General features: G+C 71.2%; 14 protein-coding genes. 6 read left to right on the top strand and 8 right to left on the bottom strand.

The window, feature by feature from the left end; genetic code table 11:
• Positions 1–206 precede the first annotated feature (206 nt).
• The gene (locus ACGF5O_RS42895) at positions 207–1,055 is read right to left on the bottom strand and encodes a LysR family transcriptional regulator (protein WP_393815369.1); all 849 of its coding nucleotides are present in this window, start codon (positions 1,053–1,055) and stop codon (positions 207–209) included.
• A 103-nt stretch (positions 1,056–1,158) separates the two neighbouring features.
• On the opposite strand from ACGF5O_RS42895, the gene ACGF5O_RS42890 reads away from it, so the two are divergent.
• Entirely contained in the window at positions 1,159–1,887 is a 729-nt protein-coding gene (locus ACGF5O_RS42890; protein WP_393815363.1) for an SDR family oxidoreductase, read from the top strand.
• An 80-nt stretch (positions 1,888–1,967) separates the two neighbouring features.
• A complete protein-coding gene (locus tag ACGF5O_RS42885; RefSeq protein ID WP_393815362.1) occupies positions 1,968–2,342 on the top strand; it encodes a hypothetical protein in 375 nt (124 codons plus the stop codon).
• Here the strand turns inward: ACGF5O_RS42885 and ACGF5O_RS42880 are convergent.
• The 3 genes from ACGF5O_RS42880 to ACGF5O_RS42870 are packed head-to-tail and all read right to left on the bottom strand — an operon-like array spanning position 2,339 to position 3,764.
• Positions 2,339–2,689 carry a hypothetical protein gene (locus ACGF5O_RS42880; protein ID WP_393815361.1) on the bottom strand — a complete coding sequence of 117 codons (351 nt, stop codon included), beginning with the start codon at positions 2,687–2,689 and terminating at the stop codon, positions 2,339–2,341. The genes ACGF5O_RS42885 and ACGF5O_RS42880 overlap by 4 nt on opposite strands.
• Positions 2,686–2,931, bottom strand: coding sequence for a DUF397 domain-containing protein (locus tag ACGF5O_RS42875; RefSeq protein WP_393815360.1), 246 nt, complete (start codon positions 2,929–2,931; stop codon positions 2,686–2,688). Before ACGF5O_RS42875 ends, ACGF5O_RS42880 begins: the two co-directional genes overlap by 4 nt.
• Positions 2,928–3,764, bottom strand: coding sequence for a helix-turn-helix transcriptional regulator (locus ACGF5O_RS42870; protein WP_393815359.1), 837 nt, complete (start codon positions 3,762–3,764; stop codon positions 2,928–2,930). The genes ACGF5O_RS42875 and ACGF5O_RS42870 overlap by 4 nt, the downstream gene beginning before the upstream one ends.
• Positions 3,765–3,889: 125 nt before the next feature.
• Between ACGF5O_RS42870 and ACGF5O_RS42865 the strand changes: the two genes are divergently transcribed.
• From ACGF5O_RS42865 to ACGF5O_RS42850, 4 genes are all read left to right on the top strand, one after another.
• Positions 3,890–4,297, top strand: coding sequence for a hypothetical protein (locus ACGF5O_RS42865; RefSeq protein WP_393815358.1), 408 nt, complete (start codon positions 3,890–3,892; stop codon positions 4,295–4,297).
• A 163-nt stretch (positions 4,298–4,460) separates the two neighbouring features.
• Positions 4,461–4,784, top strand: a complete 324-nt coding sequence (locus tag ACGF5O_RS42860; protein ID WP_393815357.1) for a hypothetical protein — start codon at positions 4,461–4,463, stop codon at positions 4,782–4,784.
• 75 nt (positions 4,785–4,859) lie between these two features.
• Positions 4,860–5,126 carry a hypothetical protein gene (locus tag ACGF5O_RS42855; protein WP_362593956.1) on the top strand — a complete coding sequence of 89 codons (267 nt, stop codon included), beginning with the start codon at positions 4,860–4,862 and terminating at the stop codon, positions 5,124–5,126.
• Positions 5,123–5,569 (top strand): hypothetical protein, encoded by a 447-nt coding sequence (locus tag ACGF5O_RS42850; protein WP_362593953.1) that lies wholly within the window; start codon positions 5,123–5,125, stop codon positions 5,567–5,569. Before ACGF5O_RS42855 ends, ACGF5O_RS42850 begins: the two co-directional genes overlap by 4 nt.
• A gap of 113 nt (positions 5,570–5,682) precedes the next feature.
• Here the strand turns inward: ACGF5O_RS42850 and ACGF5O_RS42845 are convergent, their stop codons facing one another.
• The 4 genes from ACGF5O_RS42845 to ACGF5O_RS42830 form a co-directional block, all read right to left on the bottom strand.
• The gene (locus ACGF5O_RS42845) at positions 5,683–5,946 is read right to left on the bottom strand and encodes a hypothetical protein (protein ID WP_393815356.1); all 264 of its coding nucleotides are present in this window, start codon (positions 5,944–5,946) and stop codon (positions 5,683–5,685) included.
• 184 nt (positions 5,947–6,130) lie between these two features.
• Entirely contained in the window at positions 6,131–6,781 is a 651-nt protein-coding gene (locus ACGF5O_RS42840) for a hypothetical protein (protein ID WP_393815355.1), read from the bottom strand.
• Between the two features lie 78 nt (positions 6,782–6,859).
• Positions 6,860–9,322: a dolichyl-phosphate beta-glucosyltransferase gene (locus ACGF5O_RS42835; RefSeq protein ID WP_393815354.1), complete on the bottom strand. Its 2,463-nt coding sequence runs from the start codon at positions 9,320–9,322 to the stop codon at positions 6,860–6,862.
• Entirely contained in the window at positions 9,319–10,020 is a 702-nt protein-coding gene (locus tag ACGF5O_RS42830) for a GntR family transcriptional regulator (protein ID WP_393815353.1), read from the bottom strand. Before ACGF5O_RS42830 ends, ACGF5O_RS42835 begins: the two co-directional genes overlap by 4 nt.
• Between the last annotated feature and the right edge of the window lie 377 nt (positions 10,021–10,397).

The raw sequence follows: 10,397 nt of genomic DNA, 5'->3' as shown, positions 1-10,397 counted from the left end.
TTCCTCACCTCCACCGACGACCCCGACCAGCAGCTCATCACCCTGACCGCCGAGCCCGGCACCCCCAGCCACGACCGCCTGCGCATCCTCGCCTCATGGGCCGCGCCGGGCCCCGGCCACCCGGCAGCGGACCGTTAGAGGCTCGCCAGGTTCCCGCCCCGGCGGCCCCACCGCGACCGCCCGCCGCGCCTGACGGCTCCCCGGGCTCAGAGCTGCGTGGCGGCGCGGACCAGTCCGGCGACGGCCCGGGAGCGGCTGTGCGGCGGCCACGCGATCACGGTGGTGACCGGCGGTGCGTCCACCACGGGTACGGCGGCCAGGTCCTCGCGCAGCTGGGCCCGGACCGACTCCGGTACGACACAGCAGGCGCGGCCCAGCGCGACCAGCTGGTACAGCTGGGCCTGGTCCCGGACCTCCGGACCGGGCCCCTCCGGGTACCTGCCGTCGCGGCCCCGCCAGCGCGCCGGGGGCAGCCCGGCCTGCTCGGCGACCTCGGCCGTCCGCACCTGGTCGCGGACGGCGAGGGGATGTCCGGCCGGCACCACCAGCACCTGGCCCTCCGTCAGCAGTTCCTCGCTGTCGAAGCCCGCCGTGGAGTCGAACGGCAGGTGCAGCAGCGCCACGTCGGCCCGTCCGTCACGCAGCATCCGCTCCTGCTCGCCGACCCCGCACAGCAGCAGGTCGACGGCGACCGCGTCCGGTTCGGCGGCGTAGGCGTCGAGCAGCTTCGCCAGCAGTTCGCCGGACGCGCCCGCCTTCGTGGCCAGCACCACCCCCGGCCGACCGGACGCGGCGAGCGCCGCTCGGCGGGTGCGCTGCTCGGCGGCCTCGACGGCGTCCAGCGCGGCCCGTGCCTCCCGTAGCAGCACCGACCCGGCCTCGGTCAGGGCGACCGCACGGCTGGTGCGTTCCAGCAGCGTCGCCCCGAGCCGCCGTTCCAGCTGGCTGATCGCCCGCGACAGCGGGGGCTGCGCCATCCCGAGCCGCCGGGCCGCCCGCCCGAAGTGCAGCTCCTCGGCGACGGCCACGAAGTACCGCAACTCCCGCGTCTCCACACCGCTCATGCTACCGATCCGGCCGGGATCGATACCCCCGCGGTATCGATCCCCACCCGATCGGTGTTGGCCGCCCCGGCCCGTCCGCGGACAGGATCGAGGCATGACCGAACAGCAGAAGACCGCGCTGGTCACCGGCGCGAACAAGGGCATCGGCTACGAGATCGCGGCCGGCCTCGGCGCCCTCGGCTGGCGCGTCGGCGTCGGCGCGCGCGACGCGGAGCGCCGGGAGACCGCCGTGGCGAAGCTGCGGGCGGCGGGCGTCGACGCGTTCGGCGTGCCGCTCGACGTCACCGACGACGCGAGCGTGACGGCGGCCGTCGCGCTGGTCGAGGACCTCGCCGGACACCTCGACGCCCTCGTCAACAACGCCGGTGTCACCGGCGGCAGGGCCCAGACACCGACCACCGCCGACCTCGCGACGGTTCGGGAGGCCGTCGAGACCAACGTCATCGGCGTCATCCGCGTCACCAACGCGATGCTGCCGCTGCTGCGCCGCTCGCCGTCCCCGCGGATCGTCAACGTGTCCAGCAGCGTCGGCTCCCTCACCCGGCAGACCGCGGCGGGCGCCGAGATGGGCCCGATCGCCGTCGCCTACTCACCGTCCAAGACGTTCCTCAACGGCGTCACCGTCCAGTACGCCAGGGAACTCCAGGGCACGAACATCCTGATCAACCTCGCCTGCCCCGGCTACTGCGCCACCGACCTCAACGGCTTCCAGGGCCACCGCACCCCGCAGCAGGGCGCGGCGACCGCCATCCGCCTCGCCACCCTGCCCGACGACGGCCCGACCGGCCGCTTCTTCGACGACGACGGGGAGGTGCCCTGGTGACTGACCTCGGGGCACGAGCTCACCGCTGTTGAGTAGCTCTACTCAGGCGGGGACGCGCCGACGGCGGTGAGATGGGAGGCATGAGCTTTCCGCCGTCCCCTTACCCGCCGTTCCCGGCGCCGCGCCCCGTGCCGCGCAGGCCGCTCGGGGCCGTCTTCGCCGTGGCGGCCGGGCTGCTGCTCGCGGTCGCGGTCGCCGTCAACGGGCTGCTGTCCTTCGGCATGCTCTTCGCCGGCGACAGCTGCGGCACCTCGGCCGGGACGGCGCGGTTCTGCGACGACTCCGGCGTCTGGATGCTCGTGGCGATGTTCGGACCGTGGGTCGCGCTGGCGGCCGCGGTCGTCACGGTCGTGCTCGGGGCGGTGCAGGTGCGGCGGCCGTGGACGGCCCTGGCGGTGGGCGTGCTCGTGTACGCCGCCGGGCCCGCGCTCGCCCTGTTCACCGTCTTCGGCTAGACGCTTCGCCGTTGTTCGTCTGCGGCTTCGTCGTGGCTGGTCGCGCAGTTCCTCGCGCCCCTTACGGGGCGCTGTAGCAGCCGGGGGTCGATGTCGGTCACGGCGTCGGCGTAGTCCAGCCGGGTGGCTGCCGCCATGAGCCGCTCGTGCTCGTCCTGGCGGAGGGGGAGCCGGAACGCGTTGGCCGTGTTGACGAGGTAGTCGATGGCGATCTCCGCCTCGTCGTTGGCCACGAGGTCGCGGACCGAGTCGAGGGCCCGGATGCGCTCGCCCCGGGCCGAGGCGCGGCGCCCGACGGCGTCGACCACCGCCAGGATGTCGGCCTCCACGGAGTCGCTCGCGCTCACCCGGCCGACCCGAGGAAGGCGGCCCAGGCGGCGGGGGAGAGGGTGAGGTGAGGGCCGTCGGGGGCCGTCTTGGAGTCGCGGATGTGGATGGCTTGGGGGCAGGGGGATATTTCGAGGCACTGGCCACCGCCGCTGTCGCTGTAGGAGGACTTGCGCCAGGTGTAGGCGGTTTCGACGCAGTTGCCGCCGCCGTCGTCGCTGTAGCTGGACTTGAACCATCGCAGGGTTCCGGTGCGGGTCATCGCTTCTCTCCTGCCAACCGTTCGATGAGGCTCACCGAGTCGTCGGTACTCAGGGCCTGTGCGCGGATCTTCGCATAGCGGTGGGCGAGTTGGGACACTTCCTCCGGTTCGCTGACCAGGATGCCCTGGTCCTCGATCTCCATGTAGACGACGTGTTCGTGCTCCGCCGTCACCACCATCTTCATGGGGCCGCGAGCCCCGGCGTAGGTACCCCGTAGCCCCCGCTCCATCGGGAGCACTTGCAGACACACATTGTCCCGCTGCGCGTCCTCGACGAGCGAGAGCAGTTGTCCGCGAAGTACCTCCCAAGGGCCGAACGGCCTACGCAGCACGCTCTCTTCGAGGATCAGCTCGATCATCGGCGCCGGCTCCCGCTTGAACAGCGCCCGGCGGGCCAGCCGAGCCTCGACCAGCTCCTCCCGCTTCTGCTCGGAGACCGGTGGGAAGCCGCCTCCGATCAGCGCCCGAGCGTAGTCCTCGGTCTGGAACAGCCCGTCGACCACGAGCGTCTCGTACGACGAGATCGTGACCGCCCCCGCCTCCAGCTCCGAGAAGCCCCGGAACCGGGCGGGGTACTTCTCCAGCAGCATCCACTTGCGGGCCTTCTCGAAGACGCCCATCCCGTTGCCGATGGCCTCCTCCAGCGCCACCAGCATCTTGTCGCTGGCGGGCTGCGCACACGTCTCCATGGCGCTGATCGCGGATGCCGTGTAGCCGGTGCGCCGCCCCAACTCCTCCTGCGTCAGCTCTTGTTGCTCACGCAGTGCCTTCGCAAGGGCGGCCACCATCTGTGCCGTACCGCCCGCTTCCTCTTTGTTCTCGGCCCGCGCCATTAGCGGTCACCTCCGAACTCAACCGAACTCAACCGGTCACAACCGACGCACCCCGATTTCCGACCGTATTCAGTGGTCGACTCAGAGTTATGGCGACGGTAGCTCCACCTCCCCAAACTGGTCCCATGAATACGCAAAGCGACCAGTCAAACCTCGCCTGGCTGCCCGCAGCCGGCGTTCAACTCCGCAAAGCCGGTGTCCAGTTCGATGCGGTCCGGGTGGACGACGGGGAGTGGGGGCGGCGGCTCGCCGATCGGCTCGCGGAGATGACCGGGGGTGATCCCGGGCCCGTCATCGAGGTCGCCAGTGGGCGGCGGTGTGTGTACTTCCTGGTGCCGGCCGGGAGCACGGACCACCTGCCCTGGCCTGCGGAGGTGACCAGGCTGACCGCCGTTCCGGCGCGGGTGTCGTACATCCCGGTTCCCGCGCTGGACGACATGACGTGGCCGCTGTCGTGGCGGTACCGGCCGACCGCGCACGGCCGTTTCGTGCACACGCGGTTGTTGCGTTCCGCGCTTCACTCGGCGGAGTGAAAATCGTCAACACAGGGCCGGGAAAAAGGGATTGCGGCTTGCGTTCGCTGCTTTGCGGGGCCCTAAAGTCACGATCAACAGAATGCCCCCGCGGTGCGCCAACACCCGGGGGCTCGACACCGGGAGAGAGCAACTCCGGATGCGCGTTCATCGTATGGCGCCTGTGCGCGCCTTCGCAGCCCTTGCCCAGTCCCGTTTCGGGGGCCGACGTCTGTCCGGGGGAGCGGCGGGCGTACTGGCGTACCTCCTGGGGCTGCCGGACGGGGCCTGGATCACGGAGCGCATTCTTGCCGAGCGGCGGCGGGAAGGGTGCATGTCGGTCGTCGCTTCCCTGCGTGAGCTGGAGGAACGGCGGTATCTGCGGCGGGTGGTGTCGCGGGACCCGGTGACCCGGCAGTACTCGACGGTCTGCGAGGTGTTCGAGAGGCCGTACGAATCTGCGACACCGGCGGGTGAAATGCAAAAAGTTCGCCTGATGGCGGCCTAGAAAGCAGAGAAGGGAACGTCGTTGACTGTCACACTCGTACGCCCTGAGGTAGTATACCGACGGTATACTGTGCTCATGGCTGACACCACGATCAAGGTCGACCCCGCTGTCCGTGACCGTCTCCAGGAGCTCGCCCGGGAACGCGGGATGAGCATGCGGGACTTCGTGGCGGAGCTGGCCGGGGCCACGCCCACCAAGGACGAGCTGCGCAAGCGGTACGAGGAGACCAGGGCTTACGTCGAGGAGCACTTCCTCGGGCGGCCCTACACGGAAGAGGACGAGAAGGCCGGCGAGAAGCTGTGGGCCGACATCGAGTCCGGGCGTATCGGGGAGGTCCAGTGACCGAGGGGGAGCGGTACCCGCTGCCGCGTGCCGTCATCTTCGACGACACGGCGGCCCTGGCGCTCGGTGCCGGTAACAGCATGGCCTCCCGGCTGGTCGTGGAGGCGGAGAAGGACGCCGCGTTGCGGGTCTACATCCCCGCGGTGAGCCTGGCTGCCGCGGAGCGGGAGCGGGCCGGGGTCGCGGAGCACGTCGGTGCGCTGCCGTCCGTCAACATCGAGGGGCTCGACTTCGCGGCGGCCACGGCTGTGGGCAAGCGACTGCGGGCCGCGAACGGTGAGCCGGAGGAGGGGAAGGACGAGCCGGACTGGAGCGGCGCCCATGTGCTGCACCTCGCTCTGCCGACCGTCGAGTGGCCGCGTGGCCGTCCCGTCCTGACAAGGACCCCGATGCGGTACCGGGGCACGGGCATCCGCACCATCCGGATCGTCGAGCAGGGCTGACCGCGGCCCCGCGGACACACCCCAAGGCTCCGGACCGGGAGACGGTCCGGAGCCTTTTTCACTCACGCAGAGATGAATGCGCGGCTTACCGCCGCTTCAGTGGCGCCGGTGGCCTACCAGCCGCCGCGGCCGCAGTCGGAACCGAGGTCGGTGATCTGGGCGCCCGGGCTGCCCTCGCCGTTGATGAGGTTGCTGAGGGCCCCGTTGAGGATGCCCACCTCGCCGAGGACGTCGAGGTTCAAGTCGTGGGACCGGCAGCCGCCGCCGCCGCCGTACGCGTGCTGCTGCGCCGGCAGGGCGGTGGCCGGAACGGCGCCCATGAAGCCGACGCCACCGATGATGGCGATCACGGCGGCTGCCTTGTGGAGCTTGCGCATGTTCTCCTCCTTGAGCCGAATGAGAGCGCGTGGTCATATGAACTGATAAGCGCTCATTTCTGAGGCTAGATCGACATCTCGCGCCGCGCTCTTCGGAGGAGCCATACGGGGGCACCGGCATACGGGTGACCGGTCGTCAGGGTGATCGGACGTCAGAGTGACCGGGTGTCAGAGTGATCCGTCGTCAGCTGAAGACGATCATCGAACCCTGGGCCAGGCTGCGGGTCGCCGCCGCGTGCAGGCCCAGCCACACGTGCCGTTCCCGGGCGAAGGGGCTCGGGTCGTAGGGGGCGGGGACCGCCGGTTCCTCCAAGTCGGTGGGGGCGGCCGGGGGTTGCGGCGCGGCCGGGGGGTTGGCCGGATCGATGCCGATCGACGGGGCGACGTACTCCAGCTCGCGCAGCAGGGCGTGCGAGGAGCCCAGTGGGCCGCCGCTGGCGAGGAGTTCGTCGCTGGAGAGCGGCCTCGGGAAGTCGACCGGGACGTAGGCGCCCGCGTGGTCGTAGTGCCAGACCAGGTGCGACTGCTGGGCCGTCGACTCGAACATCTCCAGGAGCTGCTCGTAGTCGCCGCCGAGGTCGTCCACGGGGGAGACGGGCAGCCCGCAGACCTGGAGGAGGTAGGCGCGGCGGAGGAAATGGAGTGCGTCGTAGTCGAAGCCTGCCACCGGGGCGACCTCGCCGGACAGGCCCGGCATGTACTGGTACACCGGCACCGGGGGCAGCCCGGCCTCGGCGAGCACCTTGTTGTAGTGCGCGAGTTCCTCGGCGAACGGATTGTCGGGGGTGTGGCACAACACGTCGACCAGCGGTACCAGCCAGAGGTCACAGGCCAAAGAGGGCTCCTCATATCAGCGCGTTCACAGCGAGTGCTCAGCTAGGTGGTCAGGGAAGAGTAGTCCGTGCGGCGCCGGTCAGCTCCCCTCGTGCAGGTCCCATACCCAGACCCCACCGGTCCACTTACCGGGTTTTCCGGTCAGGGCCTCCACCGCCTGTCGTAGTTTCTCGTCATTGGGTTGCGGGGCGACCACCAGGGCCCCCGCCTTCCAGTACGCGAAGTCCTTCTTCGCCTGCGCGCGCCAGTTCTTGCCGATCACCGGCACCTTCCCGCTGTAGCGGACGTCCCGCAGCATGCTGGAGGTGAAGCGCGGGACGGCGCCGTAGATGCCGGTGCGGTCGGCGCCGTAGGGACCGTTGAAGTAACCGCCGGGCACCTTGAAGCCGAGCTGGGCGCTGGTCTGCCAGTGCAGGGCCTCGGCGGCGCCGGGGTCGGGGAGCGGCAGGGGCACGAGGGACTCGCCCTTGCCGACGTACGCCTTCCACGCCCCGCTGGTGATGAACTCCGGGACCGCCGCCCGCTCATCGGCCTTGAGCGGGGCGGGGACGATCGGGAGCAGGGCCAGGGCGACGGCCAGCAGGCCGAAGTACTGGGCGCCGACGCGGCGGGTGGACAGCACCTTCTCGATCGCGACCGCGAGCAGGATGCCCAGCACGGGTGCGCAGATCATCGCCACCCGGCCCTCGATGACGGACTCGAAGAGCGGGAACTTCCGCACCAGGGCCCAGGGCCCCGGGTACACCGTCTCCGTCAGCGGGATGCGGATCTCCGGACCCATGGACAGCACGGCCGCGGCGACCGACGTGAACGCGAGCGCCTTGACCAGCGGCCGCTCCCACAGCCGTACGACGATCCCGAAGGCGACCAGGACCAGCGGCCAGCCGTAGAAGGCGTTCTGCTCGGTGGGGTTGAGGGAGAGTTCGTTGGCGCGGCCCGCGTCCCCGAAGAGCATCGAGCGTTCGGCGAAGGCGAGCAGCGAGAGCGGGCTGTTTCCGGCGTTGTCGCCGTGCAGGACGCTGTGGTAGCTCTGCGGGCCCGTGAACTGCCAGTAGAGCGGGAAGGCGACGAAGGGGAGGCAGACCGCCCCGGCGATCAGCAGGCCCTTGCCCAGCGGACGCCAGGCCTGCCCGGCCACCTCCGGGCGGACCACCGCGTAGGCGAGGGCGAACAACGTCATCCCGAGCGCCGCCAGCAGGAACGGCTCCTCGCCCAGGAAGACCTGGTACGCCGCCATCAGCCCGAGCACGATCCCGTCCCGCCGCACCCGCTCGCCGGTGGCGAGGCGCAGGGCGCGGTCGACGACCAGCGGGATCATGAACAGGATCACGAAGTTGGGGTGCGCGTTGGCGTGGCTGACCATCGGCGGCGCGAAGGCCGCGAGGGCCGCGCCGACGAAGGCGGCGCCCCGGTTCCGTACCACCCGCTTGACGATCAGCCAGTACCAGGCGACGGCGGTCGCGGCGAGCCCCAGCGCCATGCAGACGGAGAGCGAGACCGCCGGACCGGCTATCAGGGTCAGCGGGGCGAACGGGACCGACAGGCCCAGCATGACCGTGTTGGCCATGAGGTTGACGCCGTCGGGGAAGTTCTGGAAGTCGGAGAAGAGCGGGTTGCGCAGGTGCGCGAGGTTGTCCGCGGTCACCGCGAAGAACCACTCCCACTGGTTCTGGTCCTGGAGGGAGTCGGTGAGGTAGCGGTGGCCGGGGTCGAAGAAGCGGCCCGAGTAGAGGGCGACGGAGAGGACGAGGAAGAGGACGGCGACCAGCAGGTCGGCCGGGCGCACTCGGCGGACGCGGAGGCGGGCCAGGTCGGCGAGGACCTTCGGGTAGTCCAGCGGACCCACCTTCGAGCCGGGCCGGTGGCTCCAGCGGACCGGGACCTCGGTGATCACGTGGCCGTCGCGGTGCAGGTGCTGGAGGACCTCGACGTCGATGCCCCAGCCGTCGAGCCGGGAGTCGGCGAAGGCCTCGCGGGCGAGGTCGCCGTCGAAGAGCTTGAACCCGCACTGGGTGTCCCTGAGCCCCGGCACGGCGGTGGCGCGTATCAGCAGGTTCCCGGCGCGGCCGAGCAGCTCGCGCAGCCGGTGCTGGCGGTCGGCTATCTCCGCGCCCGGCACCGCACGCGAGCCGATCGCCGCGGCGCCGCCCTCGCTGAGCGCCTTGTCCAGCCGCTCCAGCTCCTCGATCGGCGCCGCGAGGTCGGCGTCGGTGACCAGCACGCGGCTGCCGGCGGTCGCGGCCACGCCGAGGCGCAGGGCGTTGCCCTTGCCCCGGTTGCGGTCGGCGGTGACCAGCCGGACCTTCGGGTGCTGTAAGGCCGCGACCTCGCGCGTCCCGTCCGTCGAACCGTCGTCGGAGACGATCACTTCCCAGGAGCCGAAGCGGCTCTCGTTGTCGGCGAGGTAGCGGGTGACGGCGTCGAGCGTCGGCCCGAGCCGCTCCTCCTCGTTGTACGCCGGGACGACGACGGACAGGTCGACGCTCTCCCCGGGCTCCGGCTCAGTGGGCTCCGGCTCCGTGGGCTCCGGGGACGCGGTCATCCGTCGTTCTCCGCCAGTCGCTCGATCAGGGCGAGGGAGTGCGTGTTGTAGGCGGCGACGATCCCCCGGGCGGCCTCCGCGTCCCGGCGGGACAGCGCGTCGACCAACTCGGTGTGCCGGGACCACAGATACCCGCGTAGATCGGGCAGCCGGCGCAGGTGCCGCACCGCGCACACCCAGGACTGCACGCGCAGCCGGTGCAGGAAGTCGGCGAGGTAGGGGTTGCCGAAGAGGGCGGACAGCTCCCGCCAGAACCGGAGGTCGTAGCCGATGAGGACGGTCAGGTCGCCGGCGGTCGCGGCGCGCTGCGCCTCCTCGCCGCGCCGCCGGACCGCGGCGAGGGCGGCGGCGACCCGGGGCTCCTCGGGGTCCTTGAAGGCGGGGTGGAGGCCGTCGGCGAGCGCCTGGAACATGCCGTCGGTGACCAGGCTGCGGGCCTCGATCATGCCCCGGTAGTCGGCGAACGTGTACTCCGGCACCCGGAAGCCGCGGTGCTGGTCGGCGTCGAGGATGCCCTGCGCGGACAGGTCGACCAGCGCCTCGCGGACCGGCGTGGCGGAGACCCCGTACTGCTCGGCGATCTCCTTGACCGTGAACTCCCGGCCCGGCTGGAGCCGCCCGGCGAGCACCTCGTCACGGAGCGCGTCCGCGATCTGCTGGCGCAGGGTACTGCGGGTCACAGCGCCGTTGCCGGGCATCGTGGGGTGCCTCTCCTCACGCGTTCGGGTGACGTGCTCGCTTACACGTACATGTACGAGCACGCCACCTTACGCGTTCGGGTTCCGCGTGTACTCCTTCCGGCCCACCGAAGCTACCCGTGGGTCCCTTCTACGGCACCTGTGCGCGGCCTGTGAGAAGTGCCCCGCTGGGGTGCCCTGTAAGAGGCGCGGGGCTGTGCCGAATTTGCGGCTGCCGCCGCGTGGGCGCGCTCAGCCCCCACGGCGCGGCACCGATCCACGGCGCGGGGTGCCCCGCCAGGGGCGCGGGGCTGTGCCGAATTTGCGGCTGCCGCCGCGTGGGCGCGCTCAGCCCCCACGGCGCGGCACCGATCCACGGCGCGGGGTGCCCCGCCAGG

It is taken from the genome of Streptomyces sp. NPDC048291 (assembly GCF_043201715.1).
In the GTDB taxonomy this organism is placed as follows: Bacteria; Actinomycetota; Actinomycetes; order Streptomycetales; family Streptomycetaceae; genus Streptomyces.
The sequence above is the reverse complement of the archived record's forward strand: the minus strand, read 5'-3'. Positions and strand labels throughout refer to the sequence as shown.